This window comes from Halorussus aquaticus, assembly GCF_024218795.1.
Classification (GTDB): Archaea; Halobacteriota; Halobacteria; order Halobacteriales; family Haladaptataceae; genus Halorussus; species Halorussus aquaticus.
Genome location: NZ_CP100400.1, coordinates 710,656 through 736,479 on the forward strand (window position 1 = coordinate 710,656; position 25,824 = coordinate 736,479).

The following is a 25,824-nucleotide window of genomic DNA, read 5'->3' on the forward strand; positions in this document are numbered from 1 at the left end:
TGCCTCAGAACTGGTCCAGCGTCGTCCGCGTGCCGGTCGTCCGGACATCGTTGACGAGCGCGCCGTCGGTCTCCAGTCCCAGCACGCGCTCGGCGGCGTGACCGACCGCCTCGGTCGCCTCGGCGGGCGCGTAGACGCCGAGACGCCACTGCTCGCGCTGGACGTGCTGGAGCGCCGCCACCAGCGCCGACTGCTCGTCGAGGCGTCGAATCTCGCCGTTGACGATGACTCGACTCTCGGACTCGGTCATGCTGGGCCGGTCCAGTACCTCCACGATGACCTCGCCCGGTTCGACCTGCGCCGCCGCGGCGATGTCGGCCTCGTACTCCCGCAGCGTCTCGTAGTCGGCGTCGATGACCGACTCGGGAACGTCGGCCATCTCGGCCCAGACCGCGCGCTTGTAGAGGTCTCGGTCGCTGAGTCGCCGGGCGTACTCCTCGGTCTCGGGCGTCTCCCGGAGCGCCACGAGGAGGTCGTAGTCGTCCATCCGGCGGAGTCGCTCGGCCGTCACGTCCGACACTTCTAACAGGCGCTCGCTGGCCTGCTGGAGCAGTCCGCGGGCGATGCGCGTGACGTGGTGGTTGTAGACCGTGGGGTTCATCAGCGCCCGCGCCAGCAGCAGACTCTCGGCGGTCGGGACGTTGCCCTCGCCCAGCACGAGTTCACCGTCGATGAGCGTGAGTTCGCGCACGAGGCGCGAGTGGTCGATGGTGCCGTACGGGACGCCGGTGTGGTGGGCGTCCCGGACGAGGTAGTCCATCCGGTCCACGTCGAGTTCGCCCGAGACGAGTTGGCCCAGTTTCCCGTCCCCGGCGATGAGGTCCGCGACGGTGTCGGGGTTGTGGCCGTGGTCCCGTAGCACGTCGCCGACCTCGCTGTCGGCGAGGAGTTCGTGAACGTCGTCGTGGTACTTGCCGGTGTGGCGGTGGACGACCCCCTCGATGGAGTGGCTGTACGGGCAGTGACCCACGTCGTGGAGGATGGCCGCGGCACGGACGCGCTCGGCCTGCTTGCCCCGAATTCCGAGGTGGTCGAGCGCCTCGCAGGCGAGGTGGTAGACGCCGAGACTGTGCTCGAAGCGGGTGTGGTTCGCGGAGGGGTAGACGAGATGAGCGGTACCCAACTGCTTGATGCGCCGGAGTCGCTGGACCGCGGGCGTGTCGAACAAGGCTCGCGCGACGCCCTCGACCTCGATGTGGTCGTGGACGCTGTCCTTGATGGTCTTCATGTTACACGATTCGACGGCTTGGTATAAAAACCGCCGGGAGCGGACCGGTCGGACGCGGGCGGGGACCGGAATCGGTATCGAGCGGACGCCGCGCTTTCCGGCCCTTCCCGAGTCGCTTTCGGTCTCTCACCGAGTCGTCGTCTCGGCGGGAGTCTCCGTGAGTTCCTCACGAACCGTCCCGAACGAAACCGTTCCCTCCTCCTGAATCCGATCGGGGTCGAGGGCACTCGCGGTGAGTATCGCTCTCGGCGTCGGGAACACCCACTCGACCTCCTCGTTGACGTCGCTGAACTGAACGAGTATGTTCTCGAACTCCTCGCCGAACGGCGGAATCGTCTCGGGGGTCTCCAGATACGCCGGGTAGTCCGCTTCGTCGAGTTCTCCGACGACGACTCGCATCACCATCCCGAGGACGTGATGGGGGCCGCAGTAGAGGTCGTACACGCCCTCGCTGTCGAACCGGTAGAGCCACGCTCCGCCGACCGAGACGATGGGCGACGAGAACGGCGGTACCCCGTCGGGAACGCGGGTCGGGAAGCCGAGCGCTTCGTGATAGGACGTAACCGTGTGGTCCGGCGAGTCGAAGGTGAACTGGACGATGTCACCGCTGCTCGCGTGCAGGCCGACCGGTTCGAAGTTGAAGAGGACCGGCATCTCGGCGTTCGGGTCGAACTTCTGGGCCGCCAGACTGACCTCGTGGTCCGGTTGGAGGCGCTCCGGAATCTCGCTCGGGTCCTGCACCGCGTAGCCGTAGTTCGGGTCGATCTTCGCGTCGTCCTGTTGCCCCGCGGCGACGCCACTCCCCAGCGAGAGGGCCGCGCCGACGCCCAGCGCTTTCAGCAACGGTCGCCGCTCGACGTTCGGCCACTCGGCGGTCGCTTGTTCGGACGATTCCACGGTATCGGTGGGATTTGCGTCCGGTGCCATGGCTCGGGATAAACATCATTATCTATAATTATATTACTTTCTGAGCGGTCGCTATCACGTCCGTGCTTATCCAACACTCGGAGCGGATAGGGGTAACCGCGCGTCCACTGCTACATTACCGGTCGCGGCGGGTGAAAGTTGAGGCGGTGAGAACGTCCGCCACCGCAGGAGAACGCGACCGACTCGGAGTCCGGACGCAACGTCCCCGCGAGACAGCACAAGCGTTTACCCGTTCGAAGACGCAACTCGGCATATGACGACGTTTCTCTCCGGGGGTACCGGCACCCCCAAACTGCTGTCGGGCGCGGAGTCCGTCTTCGCCCCGGCCGACGCCACCGTCGTCGCCAACACCGGCGACGACGTGGAGTTGGGCGGACTGCTGGTCTGTCCGGACGTGGACACCGTCCTGTTCGAGCAGGGCGGTCTGCTCGACCGCGACCTGTGGTGGGGCATCGCCGACGACACCACCGAAACCCACGACGAACTCCACGACATCGCCGACGCCGCGGGGCTGGAACCCGGGCCGCGCTACCTGTCGGACGACGCCCAGACCGAGGGAAGGCACCTCGCCCGCTGGCGGCGCTTCTCCGGCGTCGCGGAGTTCATGGAACTCGGTGACCGCGACCGGGCGGTCCACGTCACCCGGACCGGCCTGCTCGACGAGGGCCGCAGTCTCACCGAAGTCACGCGGGCCCTCGCCGACGCCTTCGACGTGCCAGTGGACGTGGTGCCGATGAGCGACGACCCGGTGGCCTCCATCGTCCACACGCCCGCGGACGACGACGAGTACGCCGACGAGATGCACTTTCAGGAGTTCTGGGTGGCTCACCGCGCCGACCCCGATGTCGAACGCGTCGAGTTCCGCGGCGCCGACGACGCCGACCCGTCCCCGGCCGCCCTCGGCGCTATCGAGGAAGGCCCGGTCGTCGTCGGCCCTTCGAACCCCGTCACCAGCATCGGGCCGATGCTCGCCATCGACCGACTCCGAGAGGCGCTGGAAGACGCCACGGTCGTCGCCGTCTCGCCGTTCGTGGAGGACGAGGTGTTCTCCGGCCCGGCCGCGAAACTGATGGCGGCCGCGGGCTTCGACCCCTCGACAAAGGGCGTGGCGCAGGCGTACCCCTTCGCCGACGCGTTCGTGCTGGACGACGACGACGGCACCGACCTCGACCGACCGGTCGTCAGGACCGACACCGAGATGGAAGACGAGGCGGACGCCGAGCGCGTGGCCCGCGCCGTCGCCGACGCGCTGGAGGTGGTCTGAGTGTTCGAACCCCGACTCGCGCTCGCCAGCCTCAGCGGTCGGTCGGACGCCGCGTGGGCCGAGTCCGCCGCGGAGTTCGCCGGCGCGGCGTTCCTCGGGGGCATCGCGCTCGACGACCCGACCCGCGAAGCGGCCCGCGAGATGGTCGGACGCGACCGCGAGGAGTTCCTGCCCGACGACCCCGCGGCCTTCGTGGACCGGCAACTCGCCGCGCTCGGCGACGCCGACCTCCGGCCGGGGTTCAACGTGCGGACGACCACGCTCGAACCGCTCCGAGAGGTCGCGGAAATCTGCGCCGACCGCGACGCGATTCTCGAACTCAACGCTCACTGCCGACAGGACGAGATGTGCAAGACGGGGGCTGGCGAGACTCTCTTACGCGATACGGACCGCCTCCGCGAGCAGGTGGCCGCCGCGACGGGGGCGGGCACTGAGGGACCTGCCGTGAGCGTCAAAGTCCGCGCGGAGGTGCCCGACGTAGACCTCCGCGAGGTGGCCGAGACGATTGCCGACGCGGGCGGTGACGCGATACACGTGGACGCGATGGACTCGGAGGGCGTTGTCGCCGAGATAGCCGACGTCGCGGACGACCGGGACCTGTTCGTGATAGCCAACAACGGCGTCCGCGACGAGACCACGGTCCGGGAGTATCTGGCCTACGGCGCGGACGCCGTGAGCGTCGGCCGACCGAGCGACGACCCCGCGGTCCTCCGGCGCGTCCGGGCCGCGGTGGACGAGTGGTTCGAGGCCGAAAAACGGGAGGTGCGGGCATGAAGACCGCCGAGAACGCCCAACTCGCGCTCCTGTTGGAAGTCGCGGGGACGCCCAAGCCGGGGAACGTGGACCGCGAGCGCGACTTCCCCGACCTCCGGTTCGAACACTTCCTCGCTGGCACGGTCGGCGCGGGACCGGGCCTGCGCGCGGCCGAGGAGGGCGCGCCGGTCGGCGAGTCGTTCGAGCGCGCTATCGCGGGAATGAGCCAGCAGGAGGGCGGCAACACCCAGTTCGGGGCGCTCCTCCTGCTGGTTCCGCTGGTGAAGGCGGCGTCCGCGAACGAGAACGGCGACAACGGCGATGCTGGCGGAGACGCCGAGGACGCGCCGGGCCGACTCTCGCCCGAGGACGTTACCCGGGTCGTGGAGGCGACGACCACAGAGGACGCCGCCGACTTCTTCCGGGCGTTCGACCACGCCGACGTGTACGTGGACGACCCGCCCGAGGACGCCGCCGAGTTGGACGTTCGCCGGGGGAGCGACGCGATTCCGGCGGTCGAGGAGCGCGGCGTCACGCTGTACGACGTGTTGGCGCTCGGAGACGACGCCGACGACGTGGCCGCGGAGTGGACCGGCGGGTTCGAGCGCACCTTCTGGGCGGCCGACCGCCTCGCCGAACTGGCGGGGTCGGCCCCGGCCTCGGCGACGGCCGCGCAGGTCTACCTCGAACTGCTCGCACGGGAACCCGACACGCTGGTCGCCAAACAGCACGGCGAGAAGACGGCCGAGAGCGTCCGCGTCCGGGCGCAGGAGGCCCTCGAAGGCGGTCCCGAGGTGGTCGAGGCCTTCGCCGAGTCGCTGGTGGCCGACGGCGTCAACCCCGGCACTACGGCCGACCTCACCGCGGCGGGACTGTTCGTCGCGCTGACCCGCGGGGAGGTGTCGGTGTGAGCGACGGCGGCGAGTCGCCGACCGCTTCCGGCGGCGACCGAACGACCGTCGAGGACAGACCGACGCCAGCGGAGCGACGCTCGCCCGAGGGATGGCCGGTCGAACTCCGCGGCGTCACCGAGTCGCTCGTGACCACGCTCGGCCCGAACGACCTGTGGAACGTCGCGGCGCTCGGTCTCCACCCGCCCGAGACGCCGTCGGACGCGGATTCTGGGAACTCGGCCGCCGAGTCGGTCGGGTCCGTCGCGTCGGCCGACTCCCCTGTGACGGCCCGGACGTGGGGGAACACCCGGACCCGGCGCAACTTCCACCGGCAGGGCGGCGGGTACGTCCAGTTCGTGCGCGACCCGGTGGACTTCGTGGACGCCACGCTCTCGATATTCGAGGTCGAGCGACCGGTGCTGGACAGCGCCGACGCGTGGGTCGAAGTCGAGGCCGATCAGGTCGATTCCGGCGTCTCGGGAGCGACCCGGTGGGAGGAGTGGGAACTCACTCCGCGCGACGGCGCGGTCGAGCGCGAGACCGTGCCGACCGTCAATCGGGGATTCAACGCGGTCGTGGAGGCCACCGTCGCGGCCTCGCGCCTCGGCGTCGAGGCCTACGACCAGACCGAACTCCAGAATCGACTGGCGTACTTCGAGGACGTCGGCAGAACGTGCGGTGACGACCGCGTGCGCGCGGCGTTCGACCGACTCCGCGACCACCTCTCGGAGTAGTCGTTCGAGACCGTCTTTCGGTCGAGGGATTCACCGTCTCCGGTTCGTCACGATTCGTGGTCGCCGGTCCGACCGAACTCAGATGCCGTCCTTGCGGTCGATGGTGACCGTCCAGTCGGGCAGTTCCTCGGGGTCGTACTCGAGATCCCAGACGCCTTCGACGTCCTCGCCCTCGCCGAACGCGCGAAGCACGAGCGCTTCGAGTTCGCTCTCGAACGAGCGGTCGGACGCCTCGCGCTCGACGGTACCTCGGTCGGTGTCTCGGTCAGTTCCGCGCACAGTTACTGCTACGGTCTGGAAGTCCCACTATAATTATCCTTACGAATCGAAACGTCGGTCTCGGTCGTCGGTGCGAACGGATGCTTTTATGGTCGCCAACGGGGAACTGTCGGGTATGGCAATCAAACCCGACTACGTGAAGAAGACGGGGAAAATCCTGCTGGAGCGGTACCCCGACGCCTTCACGACCGACTTCGAACAGAACAAGGAGAGCGTCCAGAAACTCACCAACATCGAGTCGAAGGGCGTCCGCAACCGTATCGCGGGCTACGTGACGACCAAGAAGTAACGCCGGTGAACCGTCTACTTACTGCGACAATCTTCCGACCAGTGGTTACGCTGCGATTCGCTACTCGGTGGTCCGCTCGTCCGGGGTCAACCTCTCCGCGATTCGGTACTCTGCGGTCCGATTTCGCGGCCCCGCAAAATGGTGGCGCTTCCCAAATCGTTTTATCGCCGTAACGCCGAGCCATCTGTACAATGACCGTAAGAGTCGGCGTTCTCGGTGCGACGGGTGCGGTCGGCCAGCGATGCATCCAACTGCTGGACGGCCACCCCGAATTCGAACTGGCGGCGGTAACGGCGAGCGAAGACAGCGCGGGTCTCCCGTACAGCGAGGCCGCGAAGTGGCGGGTCGATTCCCCGATTCCGTCCGAGGCGGCGGACCTGACCGTGCGCGCGACTGACCCGGACGAGATGCCCGACGACGTGGACCTCGTCTTCTCGTCGCTCCCGTCGGGCGTGGCGGCCGACGTGGAACCCGACTTCGCGGAGGCGGGCTACGTTCTCTCGTCGAACTCCTCGAACGACCGACTGGCCGACGACGTGCCACTCGTCATCCCCGAAATCAACCCCGGCCACCTCGACCTGCTGGAGGTCCAGCGCGACGAGCGCGGGTGGGACGGCGCGGTCGTCAAGAACCCCAACTGCTCGACCATCACGATGGTCCCCACGCTCGCGGCCCTCGACCAGTTCGGACTGGAGCGCGTGCAGGTCTCGACCCTGCAGGCCGTCTCGGGCGCGGGCTACTCCGGCGTCAGTTCGATGGAGATAATCGACAACGTCATCCCCCACATCGGCGGCGAGGAGGAGAAGATGGAGACCGAGTCCCGCAAGCTCTTGGGCACCTTCGACGGCGCGGAACTCGCGCACCACGACGCGGACGTCTCCGCGTCGTGTAACCGCGTGCCGACCATCGACGGCCACCTCGAGAACGTCTGGGCCGAGACCCGCGACGACGTGACCGAAGCCGAGGTCGAGGACGCCTTCCGCGCGGTCGAGAGCCTCGACCTGCCGAGTTCGCCGGACCCGCTCGTCGAGGTGTTCGAGGACCCCAGTCGCCCGCAACCCCGACTCGACCGGACGCTGGGCGGCGGGATGACTATCGCCGCGGGCGGCGTCCAGACGACGCCCGCGGGAATCCAGTACAACACGCTCGCCCACAACACGATTCGCGGCGCGGCGGGCGCGGCGGTGCTGAACGGCGAGTTGCTGCAGAGCGAAGGCTGGCTCTGAGGTTCGACGCGGTTCGATAAACTCCGGGACAGACGTTTTCACGCCAAAACGACGCGTCCGGTAGTCCTCCCGTCGGAGAGAGACGACCCCGCCCGCTCAGAAGGGGTACTCGCGCGGTTCGTGTTGCAGCGATATCCACTTCTTCTCGGTGACCTCGTCCAAGATTTCGGTGGTGTTGTAGCCGCCCACGCCCGAGGCGTTGGTCCCGCCGAACGGGACGTGCGCTTCGTCGTTGACGGGTTGGTCGTTGACGTGGACCATGCCGGTGTCGAGTCGCTCGGCTATCTTCATCCCCGTACCCACGTCGCCCGCGTGGACCGACCCCGACAGGCCGTACTCGGTGTCGTCGTGAATCTCGACGGCCTCGTCTACGTCCGAGAACGGGATGACCGGCGCGATGGGACCGAAGTGCTCGAAGCAGGCCGCCGACATGTCGTTGGTCACGTCCGACAGGACGGTCGGCGCGACCACCAGCGAGTCCTCGACGCCGTCCGTCTCGACGGTCTCGCCGCCGGTTTCGAGGGTCGCTCCGGCCTCGACCGTCTCCTCGACGTACCCGAGCATCTCGTCGCGCTGGGACTCGTCGATGATGGGTCCGACGACCGTCTCGGGGTCGTGGGCGCTCCCGACCGGGAGCGACTCGGCGCGCTCTGTGAGTCGCTCGACGTACTCGTCGTAGACGTCCTCGTGGACGATGTGACGGTTGATGGAGATACAGACCTGTCCCTGATGGACGAACGACCCGAACACCGCGGAGTCGACCGCCTCCTCCACATCGGCGTCGGCGGTGACGATGTGGCCGTTGTTGCCGCCGAGTTCCATCGCCGCCACAGAGAGGTTCTCGCCCGCGGACGCGGCGACGCCCCGGCCGACCGGGGTAGACCCCGTGAACGCCACTACGTCGCTCTCGGGGTGTTCGACCACTCGGTCGCCGATGTCGGACCCGCGGCCGGTCACGACGTTGAGCAGGCCGTCGGGCAGGCCCGCCTCCTCGTACAGTCTCGCGATGAGGAGGCCGCCCGTGATGGGCGTGTTCGTCGCGGGCTTGAGCACGACCGCGTTCCCGGCGGCGATGGCGGGCGCGACCGCCCGTCCAGAGAGGTTGAGCGGAAAGTTCCACGGCGAGATGACGGTGACGACGCCCTCGGGTTCGACCCGGACGAGGTTCTCCTTGCCGGGGACGTTCGAGTCGGCCTGCTCGCCCTTCATCCGGCGGGGGAACGTCGAGGCTTCGACGGCTTGGTCGGTCGCGAGTTGGACCGACGTCTCGCCCATGATTCGGGACCCGCCCGCCTCGTGGGCCAGCATCTCGACTATCTCCTCCTCGTACTCCTGAAGGGCCTGCGCGTACTCCTGTGCGACGCGCTCGCGCTCGGCGGGCGGAACCTCGGCCCACTCCTCCTGAGCCTCGGCCGCGGCCTCGTAGGCGGCGTCCACGTCGGCCTCGACCCCCGCGGGTACTCGCGCGACTTCCTCGCGCGTCGAAGGGTCCTCGACGGCCAGTTCCTCTCCGCCCTCGGAGGGGACCCACTCGCCGTCGAGGAAGATGCTGTTCCAGTCGGCGTCTATCGAAATCTCCGAAGCCATCGTCAGTCCTAGGTGGCGATTGTGGAAAAGCCGAGGGGCCGCGACGGTTCGGGCCTGTCGCTCAGACCACGCGGTTCTCCAGTTGCTCGCCCTCGTCCAACCGACGCACGTTCTCCGCGACGATGTCGGCCAACCGCGAGTAGTACTCGGGCGTGTGGCCCGAGCAGTGAGGCGTAATCAGGCAGTTCTCCAGATTCCAGAGCGGGTGGTCCTCGGGGAGCGGTTCGGGGTCGGTCACGTCGAGCGCCGCGCCCCGGAGGTGGTTGCCACGGAGCGCCCACAGCAGGTCGTCGGTGTCCACGACCTGTCCGCGCGCGACGTTGACGAGGACGGCGTCAGGCGGCGTCGTCTTGAGTTCCGCCTCGCCGATTAGCCCGCGGGTCGTCTCGGTCAGCGGGCAGGCCAGCACGAGGTAGTCGGTCCGGGCCAGCGCGTCCTCGAACTCCGGTCCCTCGAAGCCGACCACCTCGTCGGTCGGACCGCCCTTCTCGGGCGTGTAGCGCACGCCGATACTCTCGACGCCGAACCCCTGCAGGCGCTCGACCACCGACTTGCCGATGGCCCCCAGTCCGACGACGGTGACGGTGCTGTCCTGCAACTCGTGGGCGCGGAAGTGTCGCCACTCGCGCCGCTGTTGGCGTCGCCACCCCTCGTGGAGGCGGCGCGCGAACACGAGCAGGTTCCCGACGACGTGTTCGCCGATGTTCGGACCGTGGACGCCGGAGGCGTTCGTGACCGCGATGTCACGGTCTTCGAGCGCCGAGAGCGGCAGGTGGCCCGTGCCTGCGTAGGCGCACGCGAACAGTTCCAGTTCGTCGGCCTCGGCCAGCAGGGCCTCGTCTATCTCCATCCCCGCGACGACGGGCGCGTCGGCGACGAGTTCCCGTTCCTCGGTCGGGGTTCGGGCGTGGCGAACGTCGCGGTCGGGCAGTCGCTCGCGGAGTTCGTCGGCGTACTCCGAGACCGGAACGCCGTGAGTGCTCTTGCGCAGGACCACTACGTCGGGACTGTCGTCGGTCATTCGTGGGTCGTTTCGGCGCGGGGGATTAAAGTGGCTCCTGAAACGGCGAACGAGGAACGAGACGTCGTGACACGGTAATCGCCCTTCTCGAATCAACGATAGTGCGACGACACGGGGCGTCGAGAGCCGCTACGCTCCGCCGGAGAAAGCGCGACCTCCAGCGGGGACCCCGGCCGCGGATGTAGTTTCCCCGGAACCGGCTCGTGTCGCTGCAGGGAACCGTCACGCCGGGCGATGAAAAAGTATTTACATTATCCGCGAACAGCATCACCAAACCGCCCGTTAGTCCTCCGACAGTTCCCGAACGCGGGCGGGTCTCCGAACGATGGACCAAACTCGTAGCCCCGCAGACGGTGTTCGCCCACTCGCGTTCGTCTCGCCCGTGCCGGAGGTGACCGCCGAACCGTGACCCCCGTCGAGACCCTGTCGTCGGTGTTCCTCCGACCGCTCGGACTCGCCGCGCTGGCGGCCGCGATACCCCTGATACTGCTCTACCTGCTCAAACCCGACCCGGAGACCGTCTCGTTTCCGGCGGTCGAGTTCCTCGTCGGCGACCGAGAGGAGAGTCGGCGACACCCAGCACTCCGGCGACTCCGACGCAACGCGCTCCTGCTCGTCCAGTTGCTCGCAATCGCGGTCGTCGCGGTGTCGCTGGCCGCACCATACGTCCCGGTCTCCGAGCGACGAACCGTCTCGGAGACGGTGGTCGTGGTGGACGCCACCGCGAGCATGGCGACCGAGGCGGGCGGCGCGACCCGCTTCGACCGGGCGGTCCGGGCGGCGAAGGACGCCGCGACCGGGGAGACCTCCGTCGTCGTCGCCCGGGACGAGACCGCCGTCCTCACCCGTCGCGCTCCGGCCGCGGAGGCGAAGGCCGCGCTCGACGGTCTCCGAGCGACGGACGCGCCGGGTGACCTCCGGGACGCAATCAGTCGCGCCGCGGCGGTCGCGGGCGACGACGCGCGAATCGTGGTAGTGAGCGACTTCGCGTCGGGCGACTGGCGGACCGCGGTCGCCTCCGCCCGCGCCCGGGGGTACGCGGTGGACCTCCGGCAGTTCGACCGCGGCGGGTCGGCCAACGTCGGCGTCGTCGGCTACTCGTTCGCCGACGGTACCGTCTCGCTCCGGGCGAAGAACTTCGGCGACGCTGAGGTCACGCGCCGACTCTCGTTCGGCGACGCCACCCGGTCGGTGACGCTCGGACCGGGCGAGGTCGCCACCGCGACGCTCCCGGTCCCCGCTGGCGGCGGGAACGTTCGGCTCTCACCGGGCGACTCGTTCCCGACCGACGACCGACTCGCGGTCGCGGCACCCGAGGACCCGACGACCGACGTGCTCGTGGTGACCAACGACGAGAACCGGCCGCTGATCACGGCGTTGCGGGTCGTCCGCGGGACCAGCGTGACGGTCAAACACCCGCCCGCGTCGATTTCGGAGTCCTACGACCTCGTCGTGTTCAGCGAGGTCCGGCCCGACAGACTGCTCGACGGGACGCTGCGGGTCGCCCGCGAGACGCTGTCCTCGGGCGGGGGCGTCGTGATTCAGGCCCAGTCGAACCTCTCGGCGGTCGGCTACGGCGACCTGCTCCCGGTCGCGCCCAACGGAACCGCCACCGACCCGGCGGTCCGCCAACCCGGCGCGACCCCCATCACCGAGGACGTGACGTTCCCCGCACCCCAGACGTACGTGCGCGCCGACCTCCGGGCCGGGAACGCCCTGCTCAGCACGGTCAACGGCACGCCGCTGCTCGCGACCGCACGGCTCGACGGCGGCCGCGTGTTCTACTACGGCTACCCGGCGTCGGGGTCGTCGTTCGAACACAACTACCGCTACCCGGTGTTCTGGAAGCGCGTCGTCTACGAACTGACCGGCCGACGCTCGCTGTCGGCGACGAACCACCGGACCGGCACCACCCTCCCGCTCGGCGAGAACGTGACCGTCCAGACGCCCGACGGAAGCCGACGCACCAGTGCCCTCGCCTTCCGACGCGTCGGCTTCCACGAGGTCGGGGAGCGGCGGTACGGCGCGTCGCTGGCCAGCGTCGCCGAGTCGAACGTCACCGCCCCGTCCGTGACCGAGGGCGAGACCAACGCGGTCGGAACCGACGCCGAGACGACGACCGTCCCGAAGAAGTTGACCCCGCTCGTCGCGGGTCTCGCGGCGCTGCTCGTCCTGCTGGAACTGGGTCTCTTGCGCTACCGAGGTGACCTCTGATGAACCTGCCACTCGACGCGCCGGTCGAGTTCACCCGGCCGGTCGTCCTCGCGGCCGTGCCGGTCGCCGCGGTCGTCCTCTGGCTACTCGTCCGAGGGTCGGGTACAGCGACCGAACTGACCGGCGACTCGGACGACCGGGACGGCGGACGGACCGACGACGTAGCGGACCGCCGAACCCGCGTCGCGCTCTGGGCGACTCGCTTCGTCGTCGTCACCTGCCTCGTCGTCGCGGCCGCGGGTCCGACGACCGTCTCCACCACGACCACGGCGGGCGACCCGCAGGTCACGATGCTGGTGGACGAATCGGCGAGCATGGGCGTCCACTCGCCGGTCGCAGACGACCTCGAAGCCGGAATCGAGGACGAGGGCGTCGCGGTGAACCGCGTCACGGTCGCCACCGGCAATCGGTCGCGCGTCGGGTCCGGAATCGTGGCCAACGTCCGCCCGAACGGGAGTCTGCTGGTGGTCTCGGACGGGCAGGTCACCGGCGGCGCGTCGCTGTCGCGGGCGACCTCGCTCGCTCGCTCGGTGAACGCCACCATCAACCGGGTCCGACTGACTCAGAACCAGTCGGACGCCCGCGTGTCGGTCTCCGGGCCGCGGAAGGCCAGCGTCGGCGTCGAGGACCGATTCGGTGTGACGGTCGCCGGACTCGACGGTGCGCCGACGGACGCGACCGTCACCGTCTCCGCCGACGGGTCGCAGGTCGCCTCCCGGCAGGTTCCCGAGGACGGGTCGTTCACCGTCACGCACACCTTCAACGATACCGGCCCGCACCGCGTCACGGCCCGCCTCGCCAGTGACGACGCCTACGCCGTCAACGACGTGTATCGCAAGACGGTGCAGGTCGTCGAACAGCCACGAGTCCTCTACGTGAGTCGCGGCGACTACGCCTTCGAGGGGTACCTCCGGGAACTCTACAACGTCACCCGCGCGGCGTCGGTGCCCGCCGACCTCAACGACTACTACGCGGTCGTCGTCCACGACGTGGCCGCGCCCGACCTCGGTAACGTCGGCGCGCTTCAGGAACACGTCATCGACGGCGGGGGTCTCCTCGTGGTCGGGGGCGAACACGCCTACGAGAAGGGCCAGTACGGCAACTCGCGGATTTCGTCGCTGCTCCCGGTCGAGGTCGGCGGTTCGACCGGCCCCAAGTCCCGCGTCGTGCTGGCGGTGGACGTGTCGGGGAGCGCGAAGTCGGGCATGCGAGTCCAGAAGGCGCTCGCGCTCGACGTCCTCTCGCAGTTGGGGAACCGACACGAGGCGGGCATCGTCGCGTTCGAACGGAACGCCTACCGGGTCGCCGACCTCGTGTCGCTGAAGACCGACCGCGAGACGTTGAAGCGGAAGATTCGAAGCCTCGAAAGCGGCGGCGGGACCCGAATCAGCGCGGGGTTGCTCGGCGCGTCGAAGATGCTCGGAGAGAACGGCGGCACCGTCATCCTCCTGAGCGACGGCCGCGACTCCGCGAAGCCGACGTTCGCGGCGGCCGAGAAACTCGCCGACCGAGACGTCCGGGTCGTCAGCGTGGGCGTCGGCAGCGTGAACGAGCGCGTCCTCCGGGGCGTCGCCGAGCGAACGGGCGGGTCGTTCCTGCTGGCCGACGAGACCAACCGACTCCGAGTCCGGTTCGGCGGCCAGAACCGTCGGTACAGCGGCGACCACGCGGTCGTCGTGGACGACGGCCACTTCGTCACTCGCGGGGTCTCACCGACCGCTTCGCTTCCCGGAGCCAATCAGGTGAGCGTGAAGGAGGGCGCTGACCTGCTGGTCGCGACCGGTTACGGCGCGCCCGCCGTCTCGGCGTGGCGCTTCGGTCTCGGCCGGGTCGGCGCCGTTACGGCCTACGGCGCGGACGGGAGTCTCGGCGACCTGCGGTCGAAGCCGAACTCGCTGCTGCTCTCGCGGTCGGTGAACTGGGCCATCGGCGACCCCCAGCGGAAGGCGACCGGCGTCGTGGCCGCGCCGGACACCCGTGTCGGCGAGTCCACGACGGTCGTCTACGCGGGCGAGAATCCGCCGGAGAGCGCCGACCTGTCGTTCTCGGAGGTCGCGCCCGGCCGGTACGAAGCCCGGAGCGCGCCGACCCGTCCGGGATACCGCGAGGTTCTCGGGAGCGCGTACGCGGTCAACTACCCCGCCGAGTACGCCGCGCTCGGCGCGTCGCCCGAACTGAAGCGGGCGGTCGAGCGAACCGGTGGACGGACGTTCTCGGCGGACAGTCCCGCGGCCATCGCCTCGGCGGTGGAGCGACAGGCGACCCGAAAGCGTCGAGTCGAGCGGTCGTGGGACTGGGCGTTCCTCCTCGCGGGCCTGCTGGTCTTCGTCGGCGAGGTCTGCGCTCGCCGACTCCGCCGCCGACGCGGTCAGGGAGTGATACCATGAGCTACATCGGCGATACCATCAACGTCGCGCTGGCGCTGTTCGTCGGCCTGTCGGCACTCGGTCTGGTCGGAACGACCGTCTACTATCAGGAGTCGGTGGACCAACTCCGGACCGAGAACGAGCAGTTGGCCGACCGAAACGCCGAACTGGAGAGCGAGGTCCAGCGCAAACAACAGCGCATCGACCGACTGAACCGGTCGCTCCGGGACGTCAACCAGACGCTCCAGACGCGGCTCTCGGACATCGAGGAGGTCTCCAAGCGGTTGCGGGCGACCGAGAAGTCGCTCAACGCCACGCGGTCGGAACTCAACTCGACCGAGCGCCGACTGGAGCGGGCGCGGAACCGACTCGCCTCGCTCAAAGACGAGCGTGACAGCCTGAAACGCCAGTTCGAGGCGGCCAAGGCCCGCACCGACGACCTCAACGCGACCATCGACCGACTCGAATCGCGGGCCGACGCCCGCAACGAGACGCTGAAGCGGGTCAACCGGACCGTCCGGCGCCAGCAGCGGATGCTCGTCGAGAAGAACCAGACGATAGAAGAACTCCGGAACGAAATCGAGCAGCTCCGCGAGCGAATCGAGGAGCTGGAGAACTCCTCGTCGAACGACTACGCTCGGCCTGACCGACTCCGCCGGAGTCGGTCGGAGACTCCGGTGGCGCGCCGACCCGACGTGGAACGACCGGCGGTCGGGCGATCCGACCGCAGAGGACCGGCGGTCCGGCGACCTACGGTCGGGCGACCGTCCGGCAACGCGGAGGTGGCACGATGAGCGACGACGCCGAACCGCAGGCGAGTCCCGACGAGAGCGCCCCCGACGAGATCCGCGCCGCGCTCGCCCAGATTCGTCGTGAGTGTCGCAAGGTGGCGTTCGTCTACGCGAGTCTGGACGCGGTCTGCGTCCTGCTGGCTGTCGGGTTCGCCGCCGGAGCGGTCGGCCTCCCCGTGCTGGACGCCGAGATAGCTGCGGCGTCGTTCAGTTCGCTGGGCCTGCCCGCGCCGGACGTCGCCACGCTACTCGGCGTGGTCGCCGGAGTCGCGACGTTCGTCGCGGAGTTCGTCCTCCGGACGCGCCGCCCGGCCGCCGAGCAGTTCGAGGCGGCCAACCCCGAGGTACGCGAGGCGCTCCGGACCGCCCGCGACGCCGCCGGGGCCGACCGGACGAATCCGATGACGCGGGCGCTGTACGCCGACGTTCTCGACCGACTCCGGGAGACCTCCAGCGTCGGTCTCGTGAACACGACCCGGTTGGCGGCGACGGTCGTCCTCGCGTTTGCGCTGAGTCTGGCGATGGTCCAGACGGCCGCCATGGGTCTCGACCTCGGCGTCGCCCTCTCCGGAACGGGACCGGGGTCGGGCGGTCCGGCCGACGGTTCCGCCGACCGGGGCGCGCTCTCGAACCAGACTGCGGAACTCCACAGCGGCGACGAGGTGCTGGGCGAACCGACCGACGTGACCGCGGGGTCCGAGAACCTCTCGGCCGCGGTGAGCGCGAGTCCGGGCGGGGAGGGCCAACGCGACTGGAACTACGACAGCGGCGGCGACGGGTCGGCCGACGGGGACGGCGTGGACGCCCGGCGCGCCGGGTTCGCCTCGCCCGACCGAGTCGAAGACGCGGCGCTCGTACAGCGATACGCACACCAACTCCAAGGGAACACTACGGATGACTGACCGAAAATCGGCTATCGACGACGTGACGAACCGCATTCGAGCGATACGGTCCGAGGTGCGAGAGCGCATCGTCGGACAGGAGCAGGTGGTAGATCAGGTGCTGGCCTGCCTACTCTGCGACGGCAACGCCCTGCTGGAGAGCACGCCGGGTCTCGGTAAGACGCTGCTCGTCAGGACGCTGGCGGAGGTGACCGGACTCTCGTTCTCGCGCATCCAGAACACGCCCGACCTGATGCCTTCGGACGTCATCGGCACCGAGATGGTCCGCGAGACCGAGACCGGCCGGACGTTCACCTTCGAGAAGGGACCGGTGTTCGCCAACCTCGTCCTCTCCGACGAGATAAACCGGGCGACGCCCAAGACCCAGTCGGCCCTGCTCGAAGCCATGGAGGAGGGACAGGTGACCGCCGGGAACGAGACCTACGACCTCCCGGAACCGTTCTTCGTACTGGCGACCCAGAACCCCATCGACCAAGAGGGGACCTACCCGCTCCCGGAGGCCCAGTCCGACCGCTTCCTGATGAAGATTCTCGTGGACTACCCCGACGCCGAGGCCGAGCGCGAAATCGTGGACCGGTACACCCGCGACGTGGACGCCTCGGTCTCGGTCGAACCGCAGGTCTCGACCGGCGAACTCCGGAAGATGCAGCAGTTGACCCATCAGGTGCCAATCGCCGACGACCTCCGGGACCTCGCGGTGGACGTCGTGCGCGAGACGCGGAGCGCCGCCGACCTCGAATACGGCGCGAGTCCGCGCGCCAGCATGTCGCTGGTCCGGGCGGCGAAGGCCCGCGCGCTCGTGGAGGGCCGGTCCCACGTCGGGAGCGAGGACGTGACCGCGATGGCCGTGCCCGTCCTCCGCCACCGCGTCGTCGTGGACTTCCGGGCCGAACGCGAGGGGATGACCCCGGACGACGTGATAACGGCGCTGGTCGAGGACCGATGATAACCGCCGAGTTCCTCGACGAACTCGACCGGTTCGACGCCGCTAACGACCGGAACGCCCGGTCCCAACAGCAGGGCGAGCGCACCACCGACGCGGTGGGCGAGGGCCTGACGTTCGCCGACTACCGGCGGTACGCGCCGGGCGACGAACCCCGGTTCATCGACTGGAACCTCTTCGCGCGGACCGACGAACTCTACGTCAAGCAGTTCGAGGCCGAGCGCAACTTCACGGTCCACGTGCTGGTGGACGCCAGCGCGTCGATGGACTTCGGGGAGGGCGACGCCCACAAGTTCGAGTACGCCGCCAAACTCGGTCTGGGGTTCGCCTACCTGACCGCCCGCGACCACAACGAGTTCCGGTTCGCGACGTTCGACGACGCCGCGGAGCGACTCGACCGCGGACGGTCGAACCGCGGCGAGGTCCTCGGACTGGTCGAGCAGTGCAACGCGGTCGACCCCGACGGCGAGGCCGCCTTCGAGGACGCGCTGGCCGACTACGCCGCCACCATCGACTCGAAGGCGCTGGTCGTGGTCTGCAGCGACTTCCTCGGGGACGTCGAGGCAATCGACGCGGGACTGGAGGCGCTGGCTTCGAATCAGGTCGTTCTCGCCCACGTCGTCGCGCCCGAGGAACGCGACCTGCCGACCGGCCGCGACGCCGTCTTCGAGGCGCTCGAAAGCGACGAGTCGCTCCGGGCCTACGTCAGCAACCGGTTAGAACGGACCTACCGCGAGGAGTTCGACGCCCACGCCGACAGCGTGGAAGGCGTCGCCCGCGACCTGCGGATACGCTACGAGCGACTCGACACCGGGCGGTCGTTCTTCGAGTCGTTCGGCGAGTTGTGGTTCGAGTGAGTCAGCGAGAAATCAGAATTGAAGAACCGCCGCTGTTCTAGGGTAGTTTTCTGCAAAATGATGCTCCGTCAGGGATTTGAACCCTGGTCACAGGCTCGAAAGGCCCGAATGATTGGCCGGACTACACCAACGGAGCGTACGTCCACACTCACTGCGAGTGCATTTCTTCGTTCCGGCCGGATTAGTTTAAACGTTCCGTTATCGCCCGAAGGCGGCCGTGTCGGGCGTTCACACCCGGGCGCGGCTCACTTCCCTTTGAATTCTGGCTCGCTTCCGTCAGAGCCTACCTCTGACGGCGTTCGCCTTACTTCCCTTCGAAGTCCGGCTCACCGTCGCCCATGAACGCCGTGACGCCTTCCATCAGGTCATCGGTGTTCATCAGGTGGCCGAACGCTTGGGACTCGACTTCGAGTCCGGCGTCGGTGTCGTCCCGGCCCGCGAGCATCGCGCGCTTGGTGTACTTCTGGGCGATGGGCGGTCCGGCCGCGAGGTCGGCCGCGAGTTCGAAGGCGCGGTCCTCGAACGCCGAGACTTCGACAATCTCGTTGACGAAGCCGAAGTCGGCCATCGTCTCGGGGTCGAAGCGGTCGGCGGTGAAGATGATCTCCTTGGCGCGGCCCTCGCCGACGATGTGCTTGAGGCGCTGGGTGCCGCCCCATCCGGGCAGGAGACCCAGATTGTGTTCGGGTTGGCCCATCTCGGAGCGCTCGGTGGCGAGGCGCATGTCGGCGCAGGTCGCCATCTCCATCCCGCCGCCGAGGCAGTAGCCGTCGATGCCCGCGACGACCGGCATCGGGCAGGCTTCGAGTTTGCCGAAGGTCTCTTGGCCCTTCTTCGAGAGTTCGACCGCCTGCAGGGGGTCGCCGCCGCCCGCGGCCATGCTCTGGACGTCCGCGCCCGCGGAGAAGGCCTTGTCGCCCTCGCCGACGAGCAGGAGCGCGCGCACGTCGTCGTCTTCTTCCAGCGCGTCGATGGCGTCGCCGAGTTCGTCCAGCAGGTCCTCGCTGACCGTGTTCATCCGGTGGGGTCGGTCGAGGACCACTTTGCCCACCATCTCGCCGGGCTTCTCGACGCGGATGGTGTCGTAGTCGTACTCGCCCTCGTCGGCGTCGTCCGAACCGCCGTAGAAACCGCCTTCGGCGGCGGCCTCGCGGAGGTAGTCGCTGGCCGCGTATCGCTCGGCACCGGTCTCCTCGTGGAGGTCGTCGAGGGTGTCCGCGAGCGTTTCGAGACCGGCGTCGTCGGCGATTCGCGCCGGACCGTCGGGGAAGCCAGCGCCGAGCATCACGGCCTCGTCGATGGCGTCGGGGTCGGCCACGTCGTTCGCGACCAGTTTGGCGACCTCGTTGGCCATCACCGCTTGGAGGCGGCGAACCGCGTCCTCGCTCCCGGCGTCGGTCGGAATCTGGGCACCGCCGTCCTCGTAGTCGTAGAACCCCTCGCCGGTTTTCTTGCCGAGTTTCTCCTCCTCGACCTTCTGGGCGAGGAGCGGGCAGGGTTCGTAGGCGTCGCCCAGCACCTCGTGCATGTAGTCGAGGACGTGGTAGCCCACGTCGATGCCGACTTGGTCGGCGAGTTCGAAGCTCCCCATCGGCAGGCCCATGTCGAACTTGGTCGCGCTGTCCACCTCCTCGATGGTGTAGTCGCCCGACTCGACCATCCACGCCGCTTCGTTCATCAGGGGAACGAGGATGCGGTTCACGATGAATCCGGGGCTGTCCTTGCGGACGCGGACGGGCGTCTTGCCCATCTCCTCGGCGAGGTCTTCGGTGAGGTCCAGCACCTCGTCGTCGGTGTGGGCACCCGAGATGACCTCCACGAGTTGCATCCGGACCGGCGGGTTGAAGAAGTGCATCCCGCAGAACCGCTCGGGTCGCTCGGTGACCTCCGAGAGTTCGGTGATCGAGAGGCTGGAGGTGTTGGTGGCGAACACCGCCTCGTCGGACGCGTACTCCTCCAACTCACCGTACACGTCCTTCTTGATGTCCATCTTCTCTGGGACCGCCTCGACCACGAAGTCGGCGTCCGAGACGGCCTCCTCGAAGTCCACGAGCGGCGTCACGCGGTCGAGGGAGGACTCGGCCTCCGCCTCGGAAATCTGGTCTTTCTCGGCCAGTTTGTCGAGGCTCCACTCGATCTGTTCGTAGCCGTTCTGGACGAACTCCTCTTTGATGTCGCGCAGGTTGACCTCGTACCCGGCGAGGGCCGCGACCTCCGCGATGCCGTGGCCCATGTTGCCCGCTCCGAGAACCGCGATGGTGTTGATATCTTCTACGTCCATACGCGTAGGGTCACTTGCTGGCCGTTTCAACGTTTCCCTATCGAAGATTAGAAACTCGCCACTAGTTTACTCACGGTTACGAAACGATTTACGGGTGGGTGTGCAAATTCCGCGCATGGACTTCGGACTCTCCGACGAACAGAAGCAGATTCGAGAGGAAGTGCGGCGGTTCGCCGAGAACGAGATCGAACCGGTCGCCCAAGAGTACGACGTCGAAGAGAAGTACCCCCACGAGGTCATGGACAAGGCCGCCGAGATGGGGATGCTCGGCTCCATCATCCCGATGGAGTACGGCGGCGCGGGCTACAACAACCTCGAATCGGCCATCATCACCGAGGAACTGTTCGCCGTGGACCCCGGTATCGGTCTCTGCGTCACGTCGGCCTCGTTCGGCGCTCACGCCATCATGGAGTTCGGTACCGACGACCAGAAAGAGCGGTTCCTCTCGCCGGTCGCGGCGGGCGACGCCATCATGGGCGCGGCCATCTCCGAACCCGACACCGGGTCGGACGTCTCGTCGGTCTCCACCAGCGCGGAGAAGGACGGCGACGAGTGGGTGATCAACGGCAACAAGATGTGGATTACGAACGGGTCGGTCGGCGACTACTACGTCGTCCTCTGTCAGACCGACCCCGACGCCGACGGTCGGTACAACGGGTTCAGTCAGATCGTGGTCGAATCCGACCGCGACGGGTTCGAGGCCGAGAAGATAACGGGCAAACTGGGCATCCGGGCCTCCGACACCGCGGAACTCATCCTCGACGACGTGCGCGTGCCCGAGGAGAACCTCGTCGGGACGCGCGGGATGGGCTTCCTCCAGCAGATGCAGTTCTTCGACGAGACCCGGACCGCGGTCGCGGCGCAGGGCGTCGGCATCGCCAAGGGGGCTTGCGAGGCCGCGCTCGACTACGCCCAAGAGCGCGAGCAGTTCGACCGACCCATCTCGGAGTTCCAGGCCATCCAGCACAAACTCTCGGAGATGCACACCCAGACGGAGGCCGCGCGTAACCTGACCTACAAGGCCGCGTGGAACGTCGATCAGGGCGAGGACGTCACGAAACTCGCCAGCATGGCCAAGGAGTTCGCCTCCAGCGTGGCCGTGGACGTGGCCGACGAGGCCGTCCAGATTCACGGCGGCGCTGGCTACGTCAACGACTTCCCCGTCGAGCGGTTCTACCGCGACGCGAAGATCACCCAGATCTACGAGGGCACCACCGAGATTCAGAAGAACATCATCGCCCGCGAACTGCTCGGAAAGGGCTTCTAACGGCCCTCTGTAACGTCCCGTCGTTTTCTCGCGATATCCACCGGTCCGCTAGTCGTCGCCATGTTTTGTTCCTCTTCGCCAGTTCTTAATTTCAATCTGGGAGAAATATATATATATATTCAAGTAGAATGAACGTTCATTCTCGGCTATGATAAACAAAACCAATCGACGTTCGTTCTTGAAAAGTGCAGGCGCGGCGCTCGGCGGACTCGCGCTGACGCCGACGGTCTCGGCGTCGTCGGCCGAGAAACGATACCTCGTGGACCTCGAGTCGGCGTCCGACGGCGTCCTCGACGGACTCGACGTGGTCCACGACCTGAGCCAGATCGACCTCGCGGTGGTCGAAGCCCAGAAGGCCGACGCCGAGGGCGCGGCCTTCTCGAAGGACGTGGAACTGAAGTTCGACTTCGCGCAGGCGGAGGACAACGGGAACGGCGACGAACCCGGGCCGCACAAGCTCTCGCAACTCCAGTGGGACAAGCAGTCACAGGGCGTCTCGGGTGTTCACGGCAAGACCCGCGGCGAGGGGACCCGCGTGGCGGTCCTCGACTCGGGCGCGATACCGAACCACCCGGACCTCAAAGGGTCGCTCAACACCGACCTCTCGAAGAACTTCACGGGCGACGGCGGCGACTTCACGCCGTGGTACAACGACCACGGCACCCACGTCGCTGGCATCATCGCGGGCGACGACACGAACGACGAGGGCATCGTCGGCACCGCACCGGGGACCGAACTGGTGGCGCTCCGGGTGTTCACCGGGCCGTTCGCGTTCTTCGGCGACATCATCGCCGCGATGACCTACGCTGGCGACATCGAGGCCGACGCGGCCAACATGAGCCTCGGCGTGTACCCGCTCCCCGACAACAAGGAGAACCAACTCCTGAAGGACTCCATCGAGCGAGCGACCGACTACGCGGCGTCGCAGGGCACCCTGATGGTCGCGGCCGCGGGCAACGACGGCGTCAACCTCGACACCGACGGTGACGTCCTCAGCCTCCCCAACGAGGCCGACAACGTGATGAGCGTGAGCGCGACCGGTCCCGTCGGCTACCGCTGGGACGACAAGGGCAACGGGAAGTTCATCCGGAACTACCGCGCGGCGTTCAACAAACTCGACGAGTCGCCCACCGTCCCCGCGCCGTACACTAACTACGGGAGCGACGCCATCGACATCAGCGCGCACGGCGGGAACTACGACACCGAGGCCAAGGGCACCGACGCCAACTGGCAGTACGACATGGTGCTGAGCACCGTCTTCGAGTGGGGCGACGACGACAGCATGGTCCCGTCGTACGGGTGGAAGTCCGGAACCAGCATGGCGGCCCCGCAGGTCACTGCGGCCGCCGCGCTCGTCAAGAGCGCCAACCCCGACGCGACGCCCGCCGAAATCCGCGACCACCTCGAATCGACCGCGCGGGACGTCGGTTCGGCGAAGTACCACGGCAACGGCCACCTCGATATCGAGGCCGCGCTGAACGAGTCGATGTAACTCCCGAAACTCGACTCCCGTTTTTCCAGTGACGGAACGGTGTTGTACCGCAGGACATCGGTGCGAGTAGCTACACCCCGGAATCACCCTCTCGAAGGCGTCGCGTTCTTCTCCCGGTCCGTCAGGCAATCTGCCACGTCCAGCGCGAGTCGAGATAGTACCGGTACAGTCCGCTGATGAAGATGGCGAACCCGTTGGCGACGAGGTAGACGAACCCAGCCCAGTTGACGAACGCCCAGAGCAGTGCCAACTGGAGCGGAATCGCGGTTCCGCGGACGACGTTCGTCCGGAGCAGGCCGACGAGGTAGTCGTATCTGGCGGTGTACTGCGCGTGCTGGAACGTCCACGCGTTGTTTACGAAGAACTGGAGGATAATCGTCATCTCGATGGCCAGCGTGGCCGCGACCAGATAGTTGAGACCAGCGTACTCGACGAGTAGCCACAGCACGACGGTCTGTACGAGGGCCGCGCTCGCCCCGACGACGACGAACCGATACAGTCGGACGACCGTCGGGTGCTTCGCTACGCTACGGTATCCGGAATCACCCACGACAGTTACAGGAAGAGTTGGAGAGAGTAGTGCGTTCTGGTTTCGACGTTGTGTTCCCGTCTTCCCACGTCGCCGCGCCCAGCTATCGGTCCACCGACGCTACGCCCACGTCTCTCGAATCACGCGAAGCCAGTTGCCCTGCGCGATGGACCGCACCTCGTCGTCGCCGAACCCCCGACGCCGTATCTCCGCGAGTACGTCCGGAAGCCCGGCCGCGTCGCCGACCGAGTCGATGACGGTCGCGCCGTCGAAGTCCGACCCGAGCGCGACGTGTTCGACGCCCACACGGTCGGCGACGTACTCGACGTGGTCCGCGAGCGTCGAAATCGGCGTCTCGGGGTCCCCCGCTCCGTCTGGCCGGATTTGACTCGCCGCGAAGGTGATGCCGACGACGCCGCCGGAGTCGGCCACGGCGTCGAGTTGCTCGTCGGTCAGGTTGCGACTCAGCGGGCAGACGCCGCGGGCGGCCCCGTGGCTCACGACCAGGGGGTCGGTCGTGAGTTCGGCGGCGTCTCGGAAGGTGGCCGCCGTGGCGTGGGCGAGGTCCACGAGGACGCCGCGGTCGTTGCAGGCCGCCACGAGGTCTCGGCCCGCCTCGGTCAGTCCCGGGCCGGTGTCGGGCGTGCCGGGGTACTCGAACCGGACACCGTGACCGAACGCGTTCGGGCGACTCCACACCAACCCGACGGAGCGGACTCCCGCGGCGTAGAGGAAATCGAGGTTCGAAAAGTCCGGCGCGACCGCCGCCGCGCCTTCGAGGTGGGGAATCGCCGCGAGGGCGTCGGGGTCGGCCAGCGCGGCTTCGAGGGCGTCGTACTCGCCGACGACTCGCACCGCGCCGTCCGACTCGGCCGCGACGCGGTGGAGGCGCGCCAGCGCGTCGTAGGTGAACGACTTGGCGCGCTCGTGGTCCACGGCGGGCGGCAGGTCCGTCTCGTACCCCTCGTCGGTCTCGGTGCGCTCGTACTCGTAGCCGTCGTTCGGGACGAACACGGCGAAGAAGCTCCCGCCGAGGTTCCCCTCGCGCGCTCGCGGCAGGTCCACGTGGCCCGATTCGCTCCGCTCGAAGAACGAGCGGCCGCCGCCGCGCTCTTCGAGGTGGAGGTCCAGCAGGGTGTCGTTGTGGCCGTCGAAGACGCGAATCCCGGAGTCGGTCATTGGTGAACGGGAGGTGTGCGGAGGACTGTCAAACTATCGGAGGGGAGCGACCCGCATCGACACCCAGCAGTTATCAGGTACCCGCCAGAAGTTGCTCCTCGTGCAGACGTTCCTCACCCTCGAACACGACCGGGAGACCGACATCCCGGCCGAGTACGACGACGTGCGGACGCCGGAGGCGTACGTTCGACACTTCCTCCGGGAGTTCTCCGAGTCGGGCGACACCGTCTTCGACCCCTTCGCCGGATTCGGGACCACCCTCACGGTCGCCGAGGAACTGGGTCGAGTGCCGTACGGTGTCGAGTACGAGGAGGACCGGGTCGAACTCGTCCGCGACCGAATCGACCGCCCAGAGAACGTCCGACGGGCCAGCGCGCTCGACCTCGACTTCGACCGATTCCCGGCGTTCGACTGCTGTCTCACCTCGCCGCCGTACATGGAGCGGTCGATGGCGGTGAACCCCTTCCGGAACTACGCGGCCGAGAGCGAGAGCGACTACGAGGCGTACCTCGCCGACCTCACCGACCTGTTCGCCAGACTGGCCGACCACGCGGCCGCCGACGCTACTGTCCTCGTGGATATCTCGAACATGAAGCACGAGGAGAGGGTGACGACGCTGGCGTGGGACGTGGCCGATGCCGTCTCCGAGTCGCTGCGCTTCGAAGGCGAGGTAGTCGTCGGATGGGAGGGCGAGGAGCAGACCGAGCGGGACGGCGGAACCTACGGCTACGGCTACGACCACAGTTACTGTCTGGTCTTCCGGGCCGACGGGACCGAGTGACCGCTTCGCTCGATTCCGTCC

Annotated in this window: 23 protein-coding genes and 1 tRNA gene; 15 read left to right on the forward strand and 9 right to left on the reverse strand. The window is 67.9% G+C overall.

Annotated elements, in window-relative coordinates:
* Positions 1–4: 4 nt before the first annotated feature.
* Positions 5–1,228 (reverse strand): HD domain-containing protein, encoded by a 1,224-nt coding sequence (locus NGM06_RS03770; protein ID WP_254268994.1) that lies wholly within the window; start codon positions 1,226–1,228, stop codon positions 5–7.
* Between the two features lie 126 nt (positions 1,229–1,354).
* Positions 1,355–2,155, reverse strand: a complete 801-nt coding sequence (locus NGM06_RS03775) for a cupredoxin domain-containing protein (RefSeq protein ID WP_254268995.1) — start codon at positions 2,153–2,155, stop codon at positions 1,355–1,357.
* Positions 2,156–2,408: 253 nt separating this feature from the next.
* Between NGM06_RS03775 and cofD the strand changes: the two genes are divergently transcribed.
* From cofD to NGM06_RS03795, 4 genes are read left to right on the forward strand one after another with little or no spacing between them, the layout of a single operon-like run.
* On the forward strand, positions 2,409–3,419 hold the full coding sequence (cofD, locus tag NGM06_RS03780) for a 2-phospho-L-lactate transferase (protein WP_254268996.1): 1,011 nt from the start codon (positions 2,409–2,411) through the stop codon (positions 3,417–3,419).
* The gene (locus tag NGM06_RS03785) at positions 3,420–4,193 is read left to right on the forward strand and encodes a tRNA-dihydrouridine synthase (protein ID WP_254268997.1); all 774 of its coding nucleotides are present in this window, start codon (positions 3,420–3,422) and stop codon (positions 4,191–4,193) included. It begins immediately after the preceding gene.
* Positions 4,190–5,083 (forward strand): triphosphoribosyl-dephospho-CoA synthase, encoded by an 894-nt coding sequence (locus NGM06_RS03790; RefSeq protein WP_254268998.1) that lies wholly within the window; start codon positions 4,190–4,192, stop codon positions 5,081–5,083. Before NGM06_RS03785 ends, NGM06_RS03790 begins: the two co-directional genes overlap by 4 nt.
* A complete protein-coding gene (locus NGM06_RS03795; protein ID WP_379793148.1) occupies positions 5,080–5,799 on the forward strand; it encodes a DUF447 domain-containing protein in 720 nt (239 codons plus the stop codon). Before NGM06_RS03790 ends, NGM06_RS03795 begins: the two co-directional genes overlap by 4 nt.
* 78 nt (positions 5,800–5,877) lie before the next feature.
* Here NGM06_RS03795 and NGM06_RS03800 read toward each other — a convergent pair whose 3' ends face one another.
* Positions 5,878–6,078, reverse strand: a complete 201-nt coding sequence (locus tag NGM06_RS03800) for a hypothetical protein (protein ID WP_254268999.1) — start codon at positions 6,076–6,078, stop codon at positions 5,878–5,880.
* Positions 6,079–6,193: 115 nt separating this feature from the next.
* Here NGM06_RS03800 and NGM06_RS03805 point away from each other — a divergent pair, with 115 nt between their 5' ends.
* A complete protein-coding gene (locus NGM06_RS03805) occupies positions 6,194–6,367 on the forward strand; it encodes a 30S ribosomal protein S17e (RefSeq protein WP_163520680.1) in 174 nt (57 codons plus the stop codon).
* 191 nt (positions 6,368–6,558) lie between these two features.
* Positions 6,559–7,593: an aspartate-semialdehyde dehydrogenase gene (gene asd, locus NGM06_RS03810; protein WP_254269000.1), complete on the forward strand. Its 1,035-nt coding sequence runs from the start codon at positions 6,559–6,561 to the stop codon at positions 7,591–7,593.
* Positions 7,594–7,689: 96 nt separating this feature from the next.
* Here asd and NGM06_RS03815 read toward each other — a convergent pair whose 3' ends face one another.
* Positions 7,690–9,180, reverse strand: coding sequence for an aldehyde dehydrogenase family protein (locus NGM06_RS03815; RefSeq protein WP_254269001.1), 1,491 nt, complete (start codon positions 9,178–9,180; stop codon positions 7,690–7,692).
* 61 nt (positions 9,181–9,241) lie between these two features.
* Positions 9,242–10,201 carry a D-2-hydroxyacid dehydrogenase gene (locus NGM06_RS03820; protein WP_254269002.1) on the reverse strand — a complete coding sequence of 320 codons (960 nt, stop codon included), beginning with the start codon at positions 10,199–10,201 and terminating at the stop codon, positions 9,242–9,244.
* Positions 10,202–10,606: 405 nt separating this feature from the next.
* On the opposite strand from NGM06_RS03820, the gene NGM06_RS03825 reads away from it, so the two are divergent.
* From NGM06_RS03825 to NGM06_RS03850, 6 genes are read left to right on the forward strand one after another with little or no spacing between them, the layout of a single operon-like run.
* Positions 10,607–12,415 (forward strand): vWA domain-containing protein, encoded by a 1,809-nt coding sequence (locus tag NGM06_RS03825; RefSeq protein ID WP_254269003.1) that lies wholly within the window; start codon positions 10,607–10,609, stop codon positions 12,413–12,415.
* Positions 12,415–14,802, forward strand: coding sequence for a VWA domain-containing protein (locus tag NGM06_RS03830; protein ID WP_254269004.1), 2,388 nt, complete (start codon positions 12,415–12,417; stop codon positions 14,800–14,802). Before NGM06_RS03825 ends, NGM06_RS03830 begins: the two co-directional genes overlap by 1 nt.
* Positions 14,799–15,575, forward strand: coding sequence for a hypothetical protein (locus NGM06_RS03835; protein WP_254269005.1), 777 nt, complete (start codon positions 14,799–14,801; stop codon positions 15,573–15,575). The genes NGM06_RS03830 and NGM06_RS03835 overlap by 4 nt, the downstream gene beginning before the upstream one ends.
* On the forward strand, positions 15,572–16,474 hold the full coding sequence (locus tag NGM06_RS03840; RefSeq protein ID WP_254269006.1) for a DUF7502 family protein: 903 nt from the start codon (positions 15,572–15,574) through the stop codon (positions 16,472–16,474). The genes NGM06_RS03835 and NGM06_RS03840 overlap by 4 nt, the downstream gene beginning before the upstream one ends.
* The gene (locus NGM06_RS03845; RefSeq protein ID WP_254269007.1) at positions 16,467–17,420 is read left to right on the forward strand and encodes an AAA family ATPase; all 954 of its coding nucleotides are present in this window, start codon (positions 16,467–16,469) and stop codon (positions 17,418–17,420) included. Before NGM06_RS03840 ends, NGM06_RS03845 begins: the two co-directional genes overlap by 8 nt.
* Positions 17,417–18,274 carry a DUF58 domain-containing protein gene (locus tag NGM06_RS03850; RefSeq protein ID WP_254269008.1) on the forward strand — a complete coding sequence of 286 codons (858 nt, stop codon included), beginning with the start codon at positions 17,417–17,419 and terminating at the stop codon, positions 18,272–18,274. Before NGM06_RS03845 ends, NGM06_RS03850 begins: the two co-directional genes overlap by 4 nt.
* Before the next feature lie 61 nt (positions 18,275–18,335).
* On the opposite strand, the gene NGM06_RS03855 is transcribed toward NGM06_RS03850, so the two are convergent.
* A tRNA-Glu gene (locus NGM06_RS03855) sits at positions 18,336–18,410 on the reverse strand.
* 168 nt (positions 18,411–18,578) lie between these two features.
* Complete coding sequence (locus tag NGM06_RS03860; protein WP_254269009.1) at positions 18,579–20,555, reverse strand: 3-hydroxyacyl-CoA dehydrogenase/enoyl-CoA hydratase family protein; 1,977 nt, start codon at positions 20,553–20,555, stop codon at positions 18,579–18,581.
* 115 nt (positions 20,556–20,670) lie between these two features.
* On the opposite strand from NGM06_RS03860, the gene NGM06_RS03865 reads away from it, so the two are divergent.
* Both NGM06_RS03865 and NGM06_RS03870 read left to right on the forward strand, forming a co-directional pair.
* Positions 20,671–21,822, forward strand: coding sequence for an acyl-CoA dehydrogenase family protein (locus NGM06_RS03865; protein WP_254269010.1), 1,152 nt, complete (start codon positions 20,671–20,673; stop codon positions 21,820–21,822).
* A gap of 178 nt (positions 21,823–22,000) precedes the next feature.
* Complete coding sequence (locus NGM06_RS03870) at positions 22,001–23,314, forward strand: S8 family peptidase (protein ID WP_254269011.1); 1,314 nt, start codon at positions 22,001–22,003, stop codon at positions 23,312–23,314.
* A gap of 121 nt (positions 23,315–23,435) precedes the next feature.
* Here the strand turns inward: NGM06_RS03870 and NGM06_RS03875 are convergent, their stop codons facing one another.
* Together NGM06_RS03875 and NGM06_RS03880 are read right to left on the reverse strand one after the other, a co-directional pair.
* Positions 23,436–23,864, reverse strand: a complete 429-nt coding sequence (locus tag NGM06_RS03875; protein WP_254269012.1) for a GtrA family protein — start codon at positions 23,862–23,864, stop codon at positions 23,436–23,438.
* 99 nt (positions 23,865–23,963) lie between these two features.
* On the reverse strand, positions 23,964–25,022 hold the full coding sequence (locus NGM06_RS03880; protein WP_254269013.1) for a dipeptidase: 1,059 nt from the start codon (positions 25,020–25,022) through the stop codon (positions 23,964–23,966).
* Between the two features lie 100 nt (positions 25,023–25,122).
* Between NGM06_RS03880 and NGM06_RS03885 the strand changes: the two genes are divergently transcribed.
* Positions 25,123–25,803, forward strand: a complete 681-nt coding sequence (locus NGM06_RS03885) for a DNA methyltransferase (RefSeq protein ID WP_254269014.1) — start codon at positions 25,123–25,125, stop codon at positions 25,801–25,803.
* Positions 25,804–25,824: the final 21 nt, after the last annotated feature.

What these genes read in the sequence shown, in the direction of transcription:
- NGM06_RS03770 (WP_254268994.1), bottom strand. Translation starts at nt 1,228, where the DNA reads ATGAAGACCATCAAGGACAGCGTCCACGACCACATCGAGGTCGAGGGC.
- NGM06_RS03775 (WP_254268995.1), bottom strand. Translation starts at nt 2,155, where the DNA reads ATGGCACCGGACGCAAATCCCACCGATACCGTGGAATCGTCCGAACAA.
- cofD (WP_254268996.1), top strand. Translation starts at nt 2,409, where the DNA reads ATGACGACGTTTCTCTCCGGGGGTACCGGCACCCCCAAACTGCTGTCG.
- NGM06_RS03790 (WP_254268998.1), top strand. Translation starts at nt 4,190, where the DNA reads ATGAAGACCGCCGAGAACGCCCAACTCGCGCTCCTGTTGGAAGTCGCG.
- NGM06_RS03805 (WP_163520680.1), top strand. Translation starts at nt 6,194, where the DNA reads ATGGCAATCAAACCCGACTACGTGAAGAAGACGGGGAAAATCCTGCTG.
- asd (WP_254269000.1), top strand. Translation starts at nt 6,559, where the DNA reads ATGACCGTAAGAGTCGGCGTTCTCGGTGCGACGGGTGCGGTCGGCCAG.
- NGM06_RS03815 (WP_254269001.1), bottom strand. Translation starts at nt 9,180, where the DNA reads ATGGCTTCGGAGATTTCGATAGACGCCGACTGGAACAGCATCTTCCTC.
- NGM06_RS03820 (WP_254269002.1), bottom strand. Translation starts at nt 10,201, where the DNA reads ATGACCGACGACAGTCCCGACGTAGTGGTCCTGCGCAAGAGCACTCAC.
- NGM06_RS03830 (WP_254269004.1), top strand. Translation starts at nt 12,415, where the DNA reads ATGAACCTGCCACTCGACGCGCCGGTCGAGTTCACCCGGCCGGTCGTC.
- NGM06_RS03835 (WP_254269005.1), top strand. Translation starts at nt 14,799, where the DNA reads ATGAGCTACATCGGCGATACCATCAACGTCGCGCTGGCGCTGTTCGTC.
- NGM06_RS03840 (WP_254269006.1), top strand. Translation starts at nt 15,572, where the DNA reads ATGAGCGACGACGCCGAACCGCAGGCGAGTCCCGACGAGAGCGCCCCC.
- NGM06_RS03845 (WP_254269007.1), top strand. Translation starts at nt 16,467, where the DNA reads ATGACTGACCGAAAATCGGCTATCGACGACGTGACGAACCGCATTCGA.
- NGM06_RS03850 (WP_254269008.1), top strand. Translation starts at nt 17,417, where the DNA reads ATGATAACCGCCGAGTTCCTCGACGAACTCGACCGGTTCGACGCCGCT.
- NGM06_RS03860 (WP_254269009.1), bottom strand. Translation starts at nt 20,555, where the DNA reads ATGGACGTAGAAGATATCAACACCATCGCGGTTCTCGGAGCGGGCAAC.
- NGM06_RS03865 (WP_254269010.1), top strand. Translation starts at nt 20,671, where the DNA reads ATGGACTTCGGACTCTCCGACGAACAGAAGCAGATTCGAGAGGAAGTG.
- NGM06_RS03880 (WP_254269013.1), bottom strand. Translation starts at nt 25,022, where the DNA reads ATGACCGACTCCGGGATTCGCGTCTTCGACGGCCACAACGACACCCTG.